The organism is Tardiphaga sp. GW821-FHT12E02, from assembly GCF_058807155.1.
Genome location: NZ_JBXAQK010000001.1, coordinates 2,633,884 through 2,649,664, shown reverse-complemented (window position 1 = coordinate 2,649,664; position 15,781 = coordinate 2,633,884). Strand labels below are relative to the sequence as shown.

Sequence of the window (15,781 nt, the reverse complement as noted above, 5' to 3'; positions counted from 1 at the left end):
CGGGTCGGTCGTAATTTGAGGCAAATCTGCCTCAGTCAGCGTATCGACCATGACAAACCCGTCCATGATTCCAGGCTTCGACGGCCTGATGACATTATCGCGCCGCGAGGGCGTCGATATTCGTCCGACATTGCTGCGGGTGCTGACGGATCTCTATGTGCAGGCGCCGACCCATACGGCCGACGAGGAGAAACAGTTCGTCGAACTGACATCGCGTCTGATCGATCAGGTGGATGACGCCACGCGCGCTGCCGTGCGGGCGCGGTTATCGATCTATCCGAACACGCCGCGGGTGATCCTCAATCAACTCGCGCTGCGCCCTGCGGCGGCGCAACAGCCGGCCCCCGTCGCGCCGCCGATCGTTCCTGAGGTCTCCGCGCCGACCCTGTCGCAGCCGACACCGCCGCCGTCGCGCGTCGTCAATCGCACGATGCAGCCGAACGACGCCGCCGAAATCAGCAATCTGTTTTTTGCCGCCAATGCGACCGAGCGCACGAAGATGCTGCACAATCTGGCGGACACGCCGCTGCAGCCGTCGGCACGCATCCCGCAGGCGCGCGCCGAACGTGCGATGCATATTCTGGAAATGGCTGCGTTTGCCGAAGACCGCGAGAATTTCGCCCGCGAGATCAGCGAAGCCTTGATGCTGCCGCTGGCGATCGCCGATCAGGTGGTGAGCGATCCCGGCGGCGAACCGCTCGCCTGCTGCGCCAAGGCGCTTGGCATGCATGGCGCCGTGTTCCAGCGCGTGCTGCTGTTTCTCAATCCGGAATTCGGCACATCGGTGAACAATGTGTACCGGCTGTCGCGGATGTATGACGTGCTCACCGAGCGCGCGGCGCTGATCATGGTCGCCGCCTGGCGCGGCGCGCATCTTGCCGCCACGCGCGCGAAATTCCGCCCGGCTCTGTATGACGACGAACGTCAGCGCGCCCGCGCGGCAACGCCGATGGCGCGGCCGAGCGTCCAGCCGGGCATGCAGCCAGGCGTGGACATCACGCGCACCCGGAATAGTTCGGGAAGCTAGTTTTTTGCCAGATCGAGGAAATGGCGGCCGGCCTTGTCCTCGATCTCGACGATCCACAGATCGGGATCGAAGTTCATTTCCTTCTGCAGCCGCTCATCGATCTTGCGCTCGTCCACCGGCTGCGGCGGCGATGGCGCAAAGACACGATCGACAGGGCGGCTGTCGTCATAGGCGGTCTGCGGTGCCGGCGTGTACAGGATCGCATTGCCATCGAGCAGCACGAGCTTGACGAAGATCGCCCCTGCCTCCTCCGCCCCGCGCCGGCTCACGGCACCGAATATGCCTTCGGTCTGGCAGCGGCGCAGATAGGCGGCCACCCATATTGCTGATTTCAAACGGCTCATGGCGCTGACGATACGACAGCCAGCGGGCGACCGCTAGTTGATCGCGCGCCCCGTCACAGTGCCAAGCTCCTGCACCAGACGATCGGACATCTGGCCCGTCACCGGCAGCTTGCGCTCGCGTTCGAAACGCTGGATCGCGGCCGACGTGTCCGAGCCGACATTGCCGGTCGGCTTGAGCTGGCCATAGCCGTATTCCGTGAGCGCGCGCTGCACGGCGGCGACGCGGCGGGTATTGGTGATGAGATCGCCCAGAGGATCGGACTTGCCGGCGTTCGGGATTGCCGCTGGCGGACGTTGCACCGATGAGGTCGGCGTCGGCGCAGCGGTCGCTTTCACGAGATTGCCCATGGCATCGCCACCGCGCTGCTCGGCGGGCCTGGCAACCACCGACGGTTTCGGCTCGTTCACGGGATTGACGGGCTTGGCATCCATCATGCGCGCATCGAGCTTTGCATCGGACGACGTCAGCGTGGCCTCGCTCGGGCGCGGCTTCGGCAGTGGGTTGACGGTCGGCGTCGGCGCGGGAAAGGCGACCACGGTGCTGGAGCCGAACATCGGCGACGGGTGGTGCCCCTTCTGCAGGAAGATCGCATTGGCAATGATCGCGCTGACCGCCGAGAATGCGATCAGACCGGCCACCATGTCCTTCGGGCTGTGCAGCAGCATGCGCATCAGCAGACCGCGCTCGGCCGGCTCGTCGATGACGGCGACGCTTGCGCGCTTGGACTTGGTGGATTTCGAACTCGCTTTAGGCACTCTTCTTCACCTGATGGATCGTCTCGGACGACGCGCTGCGTGGCGCAATGTTCAATGGCGTGATGTTGCTCGGCATAGCATGCGGCGGCGTGTAATCCAGCGGAAGCGCGATGGTGACGGTGGTGCCCTCGCCTACCCGGCTCTGGACCCGCATCTCGCCGCCATGCATGCCGACCAGGCTCTTGACGATGGACAGGCCAAGGCCGGTGCCTTCGTGGCGGCGCTGATGATAGGTCTCGCCGGCCTGGAAGAACGGATCGCCGATGCGCGCGAGATCGTCAGCGGCAATACCGACGCCGGTGTCGCGCACGCGCACGATCAGTTGCGCCAAATCGACGCCAGCCGTGACGGTGACGCTGCCACCGCGCTCGGTGAATTTGATGGCGTTGGAAACGAGATTGAGCAGGATCTGGCGGAACGCGCGCGGATCGCCATTGATTTCCGGCAGATCCTTCGGCGCATCGGTGATCAGATCGACGCCACTGTCGCTCGCCTTCAGCGCCAGCAGATTGCAGCAATTGATCAATGCGGGACGCGGCGCGAATGGCTCCGGTGCGAGTTCGAAGCTGCCGGATTCGAGCTTCGACATATCGAGGATACCGTTGACGACCGACAGCAGATGCAGGCCGGAATCATTGATCAGCTGCGCATATTCCTTGCGCTTGGCGGCATCCAGCATCAGCACGTCTTCCTGCGCCATCATATCGGAAAAACCGATAATGGCATTCAGCGGCGTGCGCAGTTCATGGCTCATGGTGGCCAAGAATCTCGTCTTTGATGCATCGGCGCGTTCGGCCACGATGCGCGCCTCTTCCAGCGCCTGCTGCTGCAGCTTGCGGTCGGTGACGTCGCGCAGCACGGCGACCACTTCGGTCTCGTGATTGGCAGGCGCCGAACGATCGGCGGCCTCTTCCAGCGGCTGGCAACGCATCTCGACCCAGATGAAGTCACCGGCCTCGCCGCGCGCGCCATCGCGGCGCAGGCGGAATTCGACACTGCGCGCTTCACCACCGCGTGCGGCATCCGACAACGCGGTGAGATAGGCCGGGCGATCGGCGACATGGACGCGATCGAACAGGCCATGGCCGAACAGGCGCTGCGGCTGCACGCCGACCAGCGTCTCGGCTGCAGGCGAGATGAACTGCACGGTGCCGTTCGGGCGATGACGCGAGATGACGTCGCTCATATGCCGGGCCAGCAGGCGATAGCGATCTTCCTCGACATTGAGCAGCGACACACTGGTGCGCGCCAGCGACTCCGCACCGAAAGCGAGACCGGCGGCATAGAGCGTTGCGGAGGCGATGCCGAAGGTCATGAACACGATATGGCTGGCGCCGGCTTCGGATGCCGGCAGCCAGTCAAGCGCCGTGAGCGTGACCAACACGGCGACACAGGCAATCGCGATGGTGGATGCCGCGACGACGATACGTCGCGACGCTGACAGCGCGGCCTCGATCGGCACGACGACGAGCCAGATCGCGGCGAAGCTCGCGATGCCACCGGTGAAGATCGCGACCATCATGACGAGGCTCGCAACCGCAAGCGACGACATGATCTGCGCGCTCTCATAGCGGCCGGTACGCGACAGGAAATAGGACAACAGGATCGGTGCAATCAGCCAGGCGAAGGCCGTGACCTCGAGCGCGGTCGGCGCGCCGCGCAGCACGAGATAGACAGGGAATGCCGCAAAGGCTGCGAGACTGCCCAATAGCCGCGGTGCCATGAAGGCGCGATGACGCGCGCTCGTCATCGCATCATAGCGCACAGACGGGTGCAGCATCGCATCAAGACAGTCGCGGATGATGTTCAAACCTGTCACTCGTTTCGCCTCGACATACTCGTCTACATCGACGTGTCGAAACGCCTCCTTCATCGTTGAAGCCAACCTGTCAGAGCGGGATTAAACGAACACTAAAGCGATCGCAGACAGGACCATGCCTAACGCGCAAGTCTCGATTTGAAGGGAGTTTTCGCGTTTTTGTTCGCGCATTGTGGTGAACGGAAACTTTCACCGGAGCAGGCATTATGGTTTCGAAAGTATGGACATAGCTGGATAAGCAGCACACAGCCTCTGCCCTCATCCTGAGGAGCGCGCATTGCGCGCGTCTCGACGGATGGCCGCAGGCTCCGAGCTTCACCAGCTCATGGTTCGAGACGGCGCTTTCGCGCCTCCTCACCATGAGGGGCAGAGTGTCGGCATCAATCAAAAATTTACGCCATCTCCAATCGCATCAATTTTTATCGAATTAATCGCTTCGCAAATACTTGAAGTTTATCGACGCGGTTTAGCTTTGGCCGTGAATGCGGTCATCCGCAACGTCAAGAAAAGGCGACGGGGTTTTCATGTTCTTCCTGCTGCGCATGGCATTTTGGATCGGGCTCGTGCTTGTTCTGCTGCCGCGGGATCACACGCCCGAAGCAGAGAAAGCGGCGCCCCAGGTCGGCGCCTCCGACGCGATATCGGCCGCAACGGCGGCGGCATCGGATATGAGCCAATTCTGCAAGCGCCAGCCGGCGGCTTGCGAGGTCGGTGGCAATGCCGCGGCCTTTATCGGCGAACGCGCCAAGGAAGGCGCGCGCAAAGTCTATCAGATCATCACCGAGAAGAAGCCCGACCATACCGGCTCGATCGGCGAAGGCGGTGACCAGGAGCAAGGCGCTGTCGTGATGGCGAAGCCGGATACGCTGACCCAGGACGATCTCGCCGTCGACTGGCAGTCGCCGGACGCTCCACTGGTGCCATGAGCCCCGGTTCCGGCCGATAAATGCCGGAACTGCGGTCGCATTCGATGTAAATCGCCCCTATATAGGGCTGACATTCGCATCAAGGCCGCCATGACCACCAGCATCGACGACATCCGCGCCAATTTCGAACTGCTTGAGGACTGGGACGATCGCTATCGCTATGTGATCGAGCTCGGCCGCACGCTGGCGCCGATGCCCGAAGACGAGCATTCGACCGCCAACAAGGTCAACGGCTGCGCCAGCCAGGTCTGGCTGTCGCGTAAACTGGCGACCAGCGACAAAGGCGCGCCGGTACTGAGCTATCTCGGCGACAGCGACGCCCATATCGTGCGCGGCCTGATCGCAATCCTGCTGGCGCTCATGTCCGATCGCACGCCGAAGGACATTCTGGAGACCGATGCGATCGCCGTGTTCGACGAACTCGGCTTTCGCGAGCACCTGACGCCACAGCGCTCGAACGGCCTGCGCTCGATGGTCGAGCGCATCCGCAATGACGCGCGCGCCGCGCTGGAAACGGCGAGCTAAACCTCGAACGTCGCATCCTCTGCCAGCCACGTCCGCACGTTCGCCGGACCGCCTTTCGCTTCTCCCGCGAAACCATAGTGCCGCGCGAGCCGGTCGAGGCCGAGTTGCAGCACGACCTTGGCCGAACGCGGCGGCCAGCTGCGTTCGCGCTCGACATCTTCGAGCCCGCGCAGGAAGCAGCAGACATCCATCAGAAGCCCTGCGAATTCCGGCCCGCAGGCATCGAGCGCATGCCCGACCTTCTGCCGCGACGCCAGCATCGCATCGGTCATTTCGCCGGGACTGAGGCCTGACCCACGTGGACGGCCGCCGGTGCGCGTGCCCCAATTGGCGGTGACACGCGGGGCCATATTGCCGCGGGTGAAATCGGCACGCAGCTTCTCCCCGGCAATGAACTGATGCGGCGCGATCAGGCTGCGCCCGTCCCGCCCCTTGCGGCGCGCCAGCCAGGCCAGCGGGCTTTCGCTGTCATTGACCAGCACGCTCGCAATGCCATCCTCTGTGAGTATCTGCCGCGTTTCCAACGACATATGGCGCATGCGGTGCGGGTCGATTTGATCGGGACGAGGTTGGCGGCTTCCTAAAGTTCTCATTTTGTTCTCCTTGCTGGAGACATAAGTTCACGAGTCCGCCGCCCCTGCAAGCGAAATATTGGATCACTTTCCTATTTGTGGTTTCAGTCCGCGACCCACGAACGACAATCGAAATTTGTCCGAGCGCTTGTAGCCGGCCTCACGCGGGCCGGTTGATCGGTCAACTTTTCGTCCCGATTTGTTCGCCAAAAGTTCCACAGAATGGAACCCGGATACCTATTTTCGGCGCTTGCGCTGTTGCCCGAGACCCATCTGCTTGGCCAACTGAGAACGCGCGACCGCATAATTCGGGGCCACCATCGGATAGTCCGCAGGCAGGCCCCACTTCTCGCGATACTGCTCCGGTGTCATTCCGTATTGCGTGCGGAGATGCCGCTTCAATGACTTGAAGCGTTTGCCGTCCTCGAGACAGACGAGATATTCGGCGGTCATCGACTTTTTCACCGACACCGCCGGCTTCGCGGGGGCCTGTTCGATCGCCACCGCCACGGCGCTAGTACCCGAAACGCGCGCCAGTGCACCGTGAACCTGACTGATCAGTGCCGGCAGTTCCGACGCCGGCACCGGATTGTTGCCGACATAGGCCGAGACGATACTCGCCGTCAGTTCGATGAAGCTCTTGCCGGGGGTGTCGCTCATGGCGCCGTCTTTCGGAGGGAAGGCATCAGCCGCGATTGTCGAGATGTTGGCGCAAGTCGTCGATGGAGGCAAAGCGCATCAGCCCTTCCGGCATCTGCGCCTCGATGGAGCCATCGGAATACAGCGAATAGGCCATGCCATCGACGACACCGGATTTCAGCACGGTCACACCCGGCGCGCGCTGGGGAGCGGCTGGCGCCGGCTCGTCGCGATCGGGGATCTCGCTCGGGTCTGGCAGCCGGTCGCTGAACCGATCGGTGTGGGTGGCAGACGCACGCGCAGCCTGGCGGATCGCATCGGAGAAACGCGGGCGATCTGGCTGAGCGGCGGGACGCTCACCCCGCGGCCAAGCCTCCTCGAAACGCGGGGCCTGCTCGGCCTGAGGCGCTTCGTCATCGAACCGAGACTCATCCTCGCGAGACGGCGCAGCGGGAGGCCCGGATAGATCGAGCTCGAGCGCCTGCGCAACCGCATCGGTGCGATCCTTCTCGCGGTCACGGCGCGTCGAGGTGAACAAGAGATTGCGCCGCTTCGGCTCCTCGGCTGCACTGGCGGCAGCTGCGGCAAGACGCTCACGATCGCGCAGCACCTCATCCTGCCACGGCGGCACACCCGCTTCCGGACCGGCTGGAATCGATGCGCCAGACTGGGAAGACGCCTCCCGCGCGAATGGCGGCGGTGCCTGCTCATCGCTGTCGTCGTCGGCAACGTCAGAAAGTGGTGGCAGCTTCAGTTCCCGGCGCGGCAGCGGTGCGGGGACGCGCGGCTCGGCGGCGGCCATCTGCGCGGCCAACCCGCGCATTTCGCGCACCACAAGGCCAAGGCTGATCATGATCAGGCCCGTGCAAACCCCGACCGAGCCGGTCAGGATCAACGTGTTGCCGAAGCCGAATTCCTTGACCGGAACCCCAAATCCGATCGCGGCAAGGCCCGCCAGGATAACGCCTGTCCCGGCAATCAGCAGCACTGTCATGGTCTTCGAACTCCTGGACGGACGCTCCGCGAGTCTCGTCAGAGCAACACGATAGCGTCATATAACGCTGTTTTCCAAACGGCAATTTTACGTTCACAGCTTGGGGTAAGCCACAATGCCATAACGGGTTTCGATCGCCGGGCGACCCGTCACCGCGATGTCGAGCTGGGTGCCTTTTCCCAACAAGTAAGAAACAAAGCTTTATTCTTACTGCACCGCACTAAATTTAAGAGAATTTCAGCCACAATTCTCAATTACTCAAAAATACAAACGCGCTATACCGATGCCGGGGAACGAGGCTCAAAAGCGCAATGCCGAGCCATTGTTTGGGTTTGGGACACCGGATCGTCTATAGCCATGTCATCGATTACGACTGCGGCCATCGAAACGCCCCTGCGGCGCTCCGTGGAAAAGACGTGTGACGACCTCGCCATTCTGGTGCTGGTCGTGGTCAGCATTATCGCCAGCCTGACATTCCGCGATTACGGCCTCGGATGGGACGACTACACCCATGCCGAATATGCCGATCTTCTGCTGAAGATGTACGGCTCCGGCTTTCGCGATACGGGCGCCCTCTCCTTCGCCAATCTCTACATGTATGGCGGCGGCTTCGATATGGCCGCGGCCCTGCTGCACAAAGTCATCCCGCTCGAACTGTTCGAGACGCGCCGCCTGCTCGGCGCCGTCGTCGGCATCATCGGCCTTGCAGTGACATGGCGCGTCAGCCGCCGTATTGCGGGGCCGGTGGCCGGCCTCGTCACGCTGTTGCTGCTGGCACTTTGCCCGACCTTCTACGGCCACATGTTCATGAATCCGAAGGACGCGCCCTTCGCGGTGGCCATGATCGTGCTGATGCTGGGCCTCGTGCGCCTGGTGCAGGAATATCCGGCGCCATCGACGCGGACCGTGCTGATCCTCGGCATCGGTGCCGGCTGCGCCATCGGCTGCCGCATCCTTGCCGGCCTGACGCTGATCTACGCGCTGATCGGCTTTGCACCGCTGCTCCTCGAAGAGTGGCGAACGCAGGGCCCGCGCGAAGCGATTCGACGCCTGCTCCACGTCGTCTATCTGCTGCTGCCGGGCCTTGCTTTCGGTTATCTGATCATGGGCCTGATCTGGCCGTGGTCGATCCTCGAACCTGCCAATCCGCTGCGCGCCCTCACCTACTTCTCGCACTTCTTCGAGAAGCCGTGGAAGGAAATGTTCGACGGCGCCATGATCTCGGTGCCGGATATGCCGTGGTCCTATCTGCCGACGCTGTTCGCATTGCAACTGCCGGAAGTGCTGATCACACTGCTGGCCGGCGGCATCGTGCTGACCATCGTTGTGACCTCGCGAAAAGATGTGCCGGCGCGCCGCAAGACGGTGCTGCTGATGCTCACCGCCGCTGCGATGCTGCCGCTGATCATCGCCATGGTGAAGCGCCCGGCGCTGTATAACGGCATCCGCCACTTCATTTTCGTGATCCCGCCGATGACCGTGCTTGCCGGCGTCGCTTTCGCATCATTGATGGACTGGCTGCGCATTCATCATCGCGGCGCGCAGGCGGCGGCTGTCGCCGCATTGTCGTTCGGCCTGATGCTGCCGATGGCCGAAATGATCCGGTTGCACCCGTATCAGTACACGCACTTCAATTATGTCGCCGGCACTGTGCGCCAGGCCGACGCGCTGTACATGCTGGATTATTGGGGCCTCGCCCTGAAACAGGCGTCGGACGCCCTCAAGGAGCAGATCGACGAGCGACAGGAACACGCGCCGGTTGGCCGCAAGTGGAAGGTCGCCGTCTGCGGCCCGCAGCGTCCGGCACAGGTCGCACTTGGCCCTGACTTCACCATCGGCTGGGACAGCCATGCTGCTGACTTTGCGATGACCCTTGGCGAGTTCTACTGCAAGGGCCTCACCGCGCCCGTCATCGCCGAGATCAAGCGCGACGACGTCGTCTTCGCCCGCGTGTACGATATCCGTGGCAGCAGCATCTCCAGCCTGCTTGCGATCCCGGCGCCGTAAGCGCCGGAAATCCATCGCGAGGGCGTGACGCAGCGCCATCATTTCTCCCCGATCGGCTGCGAGCGAGATGGGATGATGATCAATCGCCGCGTTTTCCTGCTCACCGCATCCGCCTTCGCAGCCACTCCCGTTTTTGCCAAGGAGACACCACCTGCGCTGCTCGCCTATGAGCGCGACTGCGGGGGGCGGATCGGACTGTATGCCAGGAACGTCACCAGCGGCGCCGAACTCGGCTGGCGCGACCAGGAACGCTTCGTCATGTGCAGCACCTTCAAGGCGTCCCTTGCCGCCTGCGTGCTGGCGCGCGTGGATCGCGGCCAGGATCGTCTCGAGGCGATGATCCCCTATACGCAGAAAGACCTGCTCGACTACGCACCGGTCGCCAAAGACAATCTCGCCAGGGGCGCGCTGTCGGTCGGCGAGATGGCCAAGGCCATTGTCGAACTCAGCGACAACACCTGCGCCAATCTGCTGCTCGCGCGCATTGGCGGTCCATTGGCCCTGACCCGGTTCTGGCGCGACCACGGTGATGTCACCTCACGTCTCGATCACAACGAGCCCGAACTCAATCGCACACCGCCAGGCAAACTCGAGGACACAACGACGCCGCGCGCCATGGCCTTGAGCCTGGAACACCTCGCCCTGGGAGATGGGCTGCAACCGGGATCGCGCGCGCAACTCGTCGAATGGATGGTGAATTGCAAGACAGGCGCCAATCGCCTGCGCGCCGGCCTGCCCCCGTCCTGGAAGATCGGCGACAAGACCGGCAACAACGGCAAGGACGCCGCCGGTGACATCGCCGTGGCGTGGCCGGCGCCGGACCGCCCGGTGATCATCGCCGCATATACGCGTGGCGGAAAGCCGACGCCGGAGCAGCTCAACACCGTGTTCAAGGCGATCGGCGAACTGGTCGGCGAGCGTCTCGCCTGAGCAGCATGACTGCTGCGCGACACCGCAGCCTTGCTGCATGACCCGCGTAATAATAGGCTGCGGTCACGGAACTCGAACAATTGAACCGGAGATGACTTATGTCACCAGCCGAAGCTGCCCATCTCAAAGCCGTCCCTTCGAACATGACCGAGGGTGAATGGGCCCAGCGCGTCAACCTTGCTGCGGCCTACCGCCTGGTCGCGCTCTATGGCTGGGACGACCTGATCGATACCCACATCTCCGCGCGCGTGCCCGGCCCCGAGCATCACTTCCTGATCAATCCGTACGGCTTGATCTTTGAAGAAATGACGGCCTCGTCGCTGGTCAAGGTCGACCTTGACGGCAACCAGCTGTCCGACAGCGAATACACCATCAACCCCGCCGGCTTCACCATTCACTCGGCGATCCACGAAGTGCGCGAAGACGCCGGCTGCGTGATGCATCTGCACACGCCGGATGGCACGGCTGTCGCGTCCTGCATGGAAGGCCTGCAGCCGCTGAACCAGACGGCGCAGCTGGTCATCCCCGAACTGGCCTATCACGACTATGAAGGCGTCGCGCTCGATCACGACGAACGCCCACGCCTGCAGAAGGACCTCGGCGACAAGAACATCATGCTGCTGCGCAATCATGGCACGCTGACCGTCGGCCGCTCCGTCGCCTCGGCCTTCGAGCGCATGTACTATCTGGAACGCGCCTGCACCATGCAGGTCCGCACCCGCATGCTCGGCCCGACCGCCTATCCAGTCGACCAGATCGTCATCGAGAAGAATGCCGCCCTGGTCGGTAACCCTGAAAAGGCAGAACTGCGATCGACCCGGCTGGTCTGGCCGCCCATGCTGCGCAAGCTCGACCGCCGCGATCCGTCTTACAGGACGTAAGATTCGTGCTATAAGGGGTCCACAAACCTCTACGCAGACTACAAAACGCCGCCCAATTCCGGGCGGCGTTTTTACGTTTTGGGCCTATGGCTTACGGCCGCATGAAGGCGAAGTCGGTGTCCGGATCGCAGTTATCGGCGAGGAAATGAAGCTCCGACTGCACGTCGGTGGCGCTGCGGGTTTCGAGATATTTGCTGACGATCAGCCCCAGCATCGAACGACAGACGCCGTCCTGATCTATGCCCGTTGCCTGCGCAGCTGCCATGGCGGCAGAGAAATGAGTGTTGGCGATCTCGCTGGCGGACATTGGCGTGCTCCCTGGTTTGATTTGTTGTTCTTTGCATCATGAGGCTGCGGGAGCGCCCTTGATTTGGGTCAAGATCTCACATCACCTTCACGCTCACCCCAAGCTCACCCCTCATTCTGAGGAGCGCGCCCGTTGGCGCGCGTCTCGAAGGATGGCCCGGAGCGCCGGAGCCTGGCCAGCTCATGGTTCGAGACGCGCGCAATGGCGCGCTCCTCACCATGAGGGGCAGAGTTACTTCTTCACCTCGGCCAGCGCCGCGATGATGCGGACCCAGGAGCGGATGCCCTTCTGGAAGCTGCGCACATCGTATTTCTCATTCGGCGAATGGATGTTGTCGTCGTCCAGACCGAAACCGATCATCAGGGAGTCGAGCCCGAGCGTCCGCTTGAAATCTGCGACGATCGGAATCGACGCGCCGGAGCCGATCAGCACCGCTTGCTTGCCCCATTCCTCGGTCAGTGCATCGCGCGCCGCCGCCAGCGGCTTCATGTTCCAGTCGAGCGCGATGGCCGGTGCGTTGGAGTGATCGAGGAATTCAGCCGTGCAATCGCCGGGGAGCTGATCCGTCACGAACTTACGAAACGCATCGCGGATCTTGCTCGGATCCTGGCCCTCGACAATGCGGAACGACACCTTTGCCGACGCATGCGAGGCGATCACCGTCTTCGAGCCTTCGCCGGTATAGCCGCCAACAATGCCATTGATGTCGCAAGTCGGGCGCGAGGTGATTTGTTCAATCAGTTCTCGATCGGTCTCGCCTGCCGGGATCGACAAGCCGATCGGCTTGAGGAACGTTTCCGGCGTCAGGCCAAGTCCCTTCCACTGCTTCAGGATATCAGCCGGCAGATCCTTCACGCCATCGTAGAAGCCGGGAATGGTGATGCGGCCACGGTCGTCATGCAGCTTGCCGAGAATATGGGTCAGCACGCGGATCGGATTGCGCGCGCCGCCGCCATAGATGCCGGAATGCAGATCGCGATTGGCGGCCGTGATCTTCACCTCTTCATAGACGAGGCCGCGCAACGCCGTCGTGATGGCCGGCGTCGATGGATCCCACATGCCGGTGTCGCAGACGACGGCAAAATCGGCAGCCAGTTCTTTCTTGTTCGCTTCGAGGAATGGCACGAAATTCTTCGAGCCGACTTCTTCCTCACCCTCGATGCAGATGGTGAGATCGATCGGCAATTCGCCCGCCACTTTCACCCAGGCCCGACAGGCCTCCACGAAAGTGGAGAGCTGGCCTTTGTCGTCCTGCGCGCCGCGCGCAACAATGATGTCGCGGCCATCGGCATGCTTGGTCACCACTGGCTCGAAGGGCGGACGATGCCACAGCTCCAGCGGATCGACCGGCTGCACGTCGTAATGGCCATAGAACAGCACATGCGGACGATTGCCCTTATTGCCCTTCGCGGTGGCCACGATCGCGGGATGGCCCGCAGTCGGCCGCACCTCGGCCTTGAAGCCAAGCGCTTCGATCTCGCCGGCGAGATGGGCTGCAGCCTTCTTGCAGTCATCGGCAAAGGCAGGATCAGCGGAAATCGATTTGATCCGCAACAAGGCGAACAGGCGCTCCAGCGCCTTATCAAAATCGCCATCGACATGCGCGAGGACGGAGTTCAGTTGCGACGATGCGGACATGGCGACTTCCCTTGAATCAGACAGTTAGAATAGTGGGTTGGCAGAGCTTCAGGATCAGCGTTTCATGATTCCGCCGAGCGTGCCGCGCACGATCTCGCGACCGATGGTGCTGCCCAGCGAGCCGCCGATCTGTTTGCCAACATTGGCGACGATGCTGCCCACGACCTTGTTGGTGACCGTGCGCGTGACGCTGCGCGCGATGACCTGCCCCGTGGTGAGCCGGCCCCGTCGGGTGCCGGTGCCAAAAATGCTGCCGACGATGCCGCCGAGCGTGCCGAGGAAACCACCGCCGGATGCGCCGTCAGCGGTGCCCGCTTCAGCCGGCGTCGCGGCGGTCCCGGCGATCCGCTTCTGCAGCATCTCATAGGCGGACTCGGAATCCACCGCCGTGTCGTATTTGCCCTTCACCGGGCTCGCATTGATGATCGCCTTGCGCTCCTCCGCCGTGATCGGCCCGATGCGCGCCACCGGCGGCCGGATCATCACGCGCTCGACGATCGACGGGGTGCCATTGCCTTCGAGGAACGACACCAGCGCTTCGCCCTTGCCGAGTTCGGTGATCGCCTTCGCCGTGTCCAGTTTCGGATTGGCGCGGAATGTTTCCGCAGCTGCCGCGACTGCCTTCTGGTCGCGCGGTGTGAAGGCGCGCAAGGCGTGCTGCACGCGATTGCCGAGCTGCGCCAATACGCGATCGGGCACATCGATCGGGTTCTGGGTCACAAAATAAACGCCGACGCCCTTCGATCGGATGAGGCGGACCACTTGCTCGATCTTGTCCATAAGGGCCTTCGGAGCATCGTTGAACAGCAAATGTGCCTCGTCAAAGAAGAACACCAGTTTCGGCTTCGGCAGATCGCCGACCTCCGGCAATTCCTCGAACAGCTCCGAGAGCAGCCACAGCAGGAATGTCGCATAGAGGCGCGGGCTCGCCATCAGCTTGTCGGCGACGAGGATATTGACCATGCCGCGGCCGTCGCGATCGGTCCGGATGAAATCCTTCAGCTCCAGTGCCGGCTCGCCGAAGAATTTTTCTCCGCCCTGGTTTTCCAACACGAGCAGCTGGCGCTGGATGGTGCCGACTGTGGCCTTGGAGACATTTCCGAAGCTCGATGCAGAGGCGCGGATCTCCGCCAGCGGATCGAATTCGTCTTTCTTGGCAGCCTTCGGCACGATCGCATCGAGCAACGAGCGCAGGTCCTTCATGTCGAGCAGCGTCAGCCCGTTCTGGTCGGCGACGCGGAAGGCGACATTGAGCACACCTTCCTGCACATCATTGAGATCGAGCAAACGCGCCAGAAGCAGTGGCCCCATCTCTGAAACCGTGGCGCGAACTGGATGACCTTGCTCGCCAAACACGTCCCAGAAAATGGTCGAGAACTGATCGGGCTGGAAGCTCAGCCCCATCTCCTTCGCGCGCTGCAAGATAAAATCCTTGCCTTCACCCACCTCAGCGATGCCGGACAGATCGCCTTTGATGTCGGATGCGAAAACCGGAACACCTGCACGGGCAAAGCCTTCCGCCATCACCTGCAGCGAGACGGTCTTGCCTGTTCCCGTCGCGCCCGTGACGAGGCCATGGCGATTGCCAAGCGCCAGCGTCAGCCATGCTTGCTGTTCGCCCTTGCCAATGAAAATCTGCTTGTCGGTATCGCCCGATGTCGAAACTGCGGTGCTCGGTGCCATCTGATCGCCTCTGGGATCGCCTATCGCGCATCAAAAAAATTCGAAGAAAATTCGCGGCGCTTCATGATCTTACCGCATGTTGCGGAACTAAGGCCAGCGATGCGCGTCACGATGTCCGATGGCCATGCAGCATACGCGCATGGCAAACGCCGTTCAGATTTTTTCCAAACTCAAGCGCTCTCGCGGGCGCGAACAATTGACCAAAATTTCACGTTTGCGATTGCATTGCTGCAACACCCGGCGCGCGATCACATTGAATCGACCGTTGGACCACCGCGTGTGCTTGTAATTCGAATCACACCGGATCAAGATGATTTTTCAAACGAAGGGCACCGGTTCAACCGGTGTGAGGCGGGGCATCATGGATGAATTGATCAAAGCGCTGACCGCAAAGGTCGGCATCGATGAAGCTGTGGCCGAGAAAGCTGTTGGCAGCATTCTCGAATTCCTGAAACGCGAAGCCCCTCCCGAGCCCTTCAATCAACTGGTCGCGCATATTCCCGGCGCGGAGGCCGCCATCGCTGCCAATGAAGGCGGCGGGTTCAGCCTGATGGGCGGCGGCCTGATGGCACTCGGCAGCAAGCTGATGGGCATGGGGCTCGGCATGGGTGAGATCCAGAGCGTATCGCGGGAACTGTTCAAGTTTGGACGTGAGAAGATCGGCTCCGATGCTATGGACCAGATCATTGCGGGCACACCCGGCCTCAGTCAGTTCGCCTGACGACGCCACTCC

Annotated in this window: 16 protein-coding genes; 7 read left to right on the top strand and 9 right to left on the bottom strand. The window is 62.3% G+C overall.

The annotated features are described in order from the left end of the window. The first annotated feature begins 49 nt into the window (after positions 1-49). Entirely contained in the window at positions 50-1,027 is a 978-nt protein-coding gene (locus AC1RQ5_RS12430; protein ID WP_493199274.1) for a DUF2336 domain-containing protein, read from the top strand. On the opposite strand, the gene AC1RQ5_RS12425 is transcribed toward AC1RQ5_RS12430, so the two are convergent. From AC1RQ5_RS12425 to AC1RQ5_RS12415, 3 genes are read right to left on the bottom strand one after another with little or no spacing between them, the layout of a single operon-like run. Next, positions 1,024-1,371 carry a DUF1491 family protein gene (locus tag AC1RQ5_RS12425; protein WP_398482572.1) on the bottom strand — a complete coding sequence of 116 codons (348 nt, stop codon included), beginning with the start codon at positions 1,369-1,371 and terminating at the stop codon, positions 1,024-1,026. The genes AC1RQ5_RS12430 and AC1RQ5_RS12425 overlap by 4 nt on opposite strands. A gap of 33 nt (positions 1,372-1,404) precedes the next feature. Next, on the bottom strand, positions 1,405-2,127 hold the full coding sequence (locus AC1RQ5_RS12420) for a peptidoglycan-binding domain-containing protein (RefSeq protein WP_493199273.1): 723 nt from the start codon (positions 2,125-2,127) through the stop codon (positions 1,405-1,407). After that, positions 2,120-3,946 carry a PAS domain-containing sensor histidine kinase gene (locus AC1RQ5_RS12415; RefSeq protein ID WP_398482568.1) on the bottom strand — a complete coding sequence of 609 codons (1,827 nt, stop codon included), beginning with the start codon at positions 3,944-3,946 and terminating at the stop codon, positions 2,120-2,122. Before AC1RQ5_RS12415 ends, AC1RQ5_RS12420 begins: the two co-directional genes overlap by 8 nt. A gap of 524 nt (positions 3,947-4,470) precedes the next feature. Here AC1RQ5_RS12415 and AC1RQ5_RS12410 point away from each other — a divergent pair. Both AC1RQ5_RS12410 and AC1RQ5_RS12405 read left to right on the top strand, forming a co-directional pair. After that, positions 4,471-4,872: a DUF5330 domain-containing protein gene (locus AC1RQ5_RS12410; protein ID WP_493199271.1), complete on the top strand. Its 402-nt coding sequence runs from the start codon at positions 4,471-4,473 to the stop codon at positions 4,870-4,872. A gap of 90 nt (positions 4,873-4,962) precedes the next feature. After that, entirely contained in the window at positions 4,963-5,397 is a 435-nt protein-coding gene (locus AC1RQ5_RS12405) for a SufE family protein (protein ID WP_398482564.1), read from the top strand. Here the strand turns inward: AC1RQ5_RS12405 and AC1RQ5_RS12400 are convergent. The 3 genes from AC1RQ5_RS12400 to AC1RQ5_RS12390 all read right to left on the bottom strand — a co-directional run bounded on the left by AC1RQ5_RS12400 (position 5,394) and on the right by AC1RQ5_RS12390 (position 7,602). Continuing rightward, positions 5,394-5,990, bottom strand: a complete 597-nt coding sequence (locus tag AC1RQ5_RS12400) for a DUF6456 domain-containing protein (RefSeq protein WP_493199269.1) — start codon at positions 5,988-5,990, stop codon at positions 5,394-5,396. The two genes, AC1RQ5_RS12405 and AC1RQ5_RS12400, sit on opposite strands and share 4 nt — an antisense overlap. Positions 5,991-6,206: 216 nt before the next feature. Then, positions 6,207-6,629, bottom strand: a complete 423-nt coding sequence (locus AC1RQ5_RS12395) for a Ros/MucR family transcriptional regulator (RefSeq protein WP_398482560.1) — start codon at positions 6,627-6,629, stop codon at positions 6,207-6,209. A gap of 25 nt (positions 6,630-6,654) precedes the next feature. Then, complete coding sequence (locus AC1RQ5_RS12390) at positions 6,655-7,602, bottom strand: hypothetical protein (protein ID WP_493199267.1); 948 nt, start codon at positions 7,600-7,602, stop codon at positions 6,655-6,657. 357 nt (positions 7,603-7,959) lie between these two features. Between AC1RQ5_RS12390 and AC1RQ5_RS12385 the strand changes: the two genes are divergently transcribed. The 3 genes from AC1RQ5_RS12385 to AC1RQ5_RS12375 all read left to right on the top strand — a co-directional run bounded on the left by AC1RQ5_RS12385 (position 7,960) and on the right by AC1RQ5_RS12375 (position 11,420). Next, a complete protein-coding gene (locus tag AC1RQ5_RS12385; protein ID WP_493199266.1) occupies positions 7,960-9,609 on the top strand; it encodes a glycosyltransferase family 39 protein in 1,650 nt (549 codons plus the stop codon). 72 nt (positions 9,610-9,681) lie between these two features. Next, positions 9,682-10,539, top strand: a complete 858-nt coding sequence (gene bla, locus AC1RQ5_RS12380; RefSeq protein WP_493199265.1) for a class A beta-lactamase — start codon at positions 9,682-9,684, stop codon at positions 10,537-10,539. 98 nt (positions 10,540-10,637) lie between these two features. Then, positions 10,638-11,420, top strand: a complete 783-nt coding sequence (locus AC1RQ5_RS12375; RefSeq protein ID WP_398482552.1) for a class II aldolase/adducin family protein — start codon at positions 10,638-10,640, stop codon at positions 11,418-11,420. Positions 11,421-11,511: 91 nt separating this feature from the next. Here the strand turns inward: AC1RQ5_RS12375 and AC1RQ5_RS12370 are convergent, their stop codons facing one another. The 3 genes from AC1RQ5_RS12370 to AC1RQ5_RS12360 all read right to left on the bottom strand — a co-directional run bounded on the left by AC1RQ5_RS12370 (position 11,512) and on the right by AC1RQ5_RS12360 (position 15,048). Next, positions 11,512-11,727, bottom strand: a complete 216-nt coding sequence (locus AC1RQ5_RS12370) for a hypothetical protein (RefSeq protein WP_493199263.1) — start codon at positions 11,725-11,727, stop codon at positions 11,512-11,514. 231 nt (positions 11,728-11,958) lie between these two features. Beyond that, positions 11,959-13,365 carry a M20/M25/M40 family metallo-hydrolase gene (locus AC1RQ5_RS12365; protein ID WP_493199262.1) on the bottom strand — a complete coding sequence of 469 codons (1,407 nt, stop codon included), beginning with the start codon at positions 13,363-13,365 and terminating at the stop codon, positions 11,959-11,961. A gap of 54 nt (positions 13,366-13,419) precedes the next feature. Further along, complete coding sequence (locus AC1RQ5_RS12360; protein WP_493199260.1) at positions 13,420-15,048, bottom strand: helicase HerA-like domain-containing protein; 1,629 nt, start codon at positions 15,046-15,048, stop codon at positions 13,420-13,422. Positions 15,049-15,409: 361 nt separating this feature from the next. On the opposite strand from AC1RQ5_RS12360, the gene AC1RQ5_RS12355 reads away from it, so the two are divergent. Next, on the top strand, positions 15,410-15,769 hold the full coding sequence (locus tag AC1RQ5_RS12355; RefSeq protein WP_398469401.1) for a DUF2267 domain-containing protein: 360 nt from the start codon (positions 15,410-15,412) through the stop codon (positions 15,767-15,769). Positions 15,770-15,781 lie beyond the last annotated feature (12 nt).

Excerpts from the sequence above, each read along its gene's own strand:
- AC1RQ5_RS12425 (WP_398482572.1), bottom strand. The coding sequence starts at position 1,371 with ATGAGCCGTTTGAAATCAGCAATATGGGTGGCCGCCTATCTGCGCCGC.
- AC1RQ5_RS12390 (WP_493199267.1), bottom strand. The coding sequence starts at position 7,602 with ATGACAGTGCTGCTGATTGCCGGGACAGGCGTTATCCTGGCGGGCCTT.
- AC1RQ5_RS12430 (WP_493199274.1), top strand. The coding sequence starts at position 50 with ATGACAAACCCGTCCATGATTCCAGGCTTCGACGGCCTGATGACATTA.
- bla (WP_493199265.1), top strand. The coding sequence starts at position 9,682 with ATGATGATCAATCGCCGCGTTTTCCTGCTCACCGCATCCGCCTTCGCA.
- AC1RQ5_RS12370 (WP_493199263.1), bottom strand. The coding sequence starts at position 11,727 with ATGTCCGCCAGCGAGATCGCCAACACTCATTTCTCTGCCGCCATGGCA.
- AC1RQ5_RS12355 (WP_398469401.1), top strand. The coding sequence starts at position 15,410 with ATGGATGAATTGATCAAAGCGCTGACCGCAAAGGTCGGCATCGATGAA.
- AC1RQ5_RS12405 (WP_398482564.1), top strand. The coding sequence starts at position 4,963 with ATGACCACCAGCATCGACGACATCCGCGCCAATTTCGAACTGCTTGAG.
- AC1RQ5_RS12360 (WP_493199260.1), bottom strand. The coding sequence starts at position 15,048 with ATGGCACCGAGCACCGCAGTTTCGACATCGGGCGATACCGACAAGCAG.
- AC1RQ5_RS12395 (WP_398482560.1), bottom strand. The coding sequence starts at position 6,629 with ATGAGCGACACCCCCGGCAAGAGCTTCATCGAACTGACGGCGAGTATC.
- AC1RQ5_RS12375 (WP_398482552.1), top strand. The coding sequence starts at position 10,638 with ATGTCACCAGCCGAAGCTGCCCATCTCAAAGCCGTCCCTTCGAACATG.
- AC1RQ5_RS12410 (WP_493199271.1), top strand. The coding sequence starts at position 4,471 with ATGTTCTTCCTGCTGCGCATGGCATTTTGGATCGGGCTCGTGCTTGTT.
- AC1RQ5_RS12365 (WP_493199262.1), bottom strand. The coding sequence starts at position 13,365 with ATGTCCGCATCGTCGCAACTGAACTCCGTCCTCGCGCATGTCGATGGC.
- AC1RQ5_RS12400 (WP_493199269.1), bottom strand. The coding sequence starts at position 5,990 with ATGAGAACTTTAGGAAGCCGCCAACCTCGTCCCGATCAAATCGACCCG.
- AC1RQ5_RS12385 (WP_493199266.1), top strand. The coding sequence starts at position 7,960 with ATGTCATCGATTACGACTGCGGCCATCGAAACGCCCCTGCGGCGCTCC.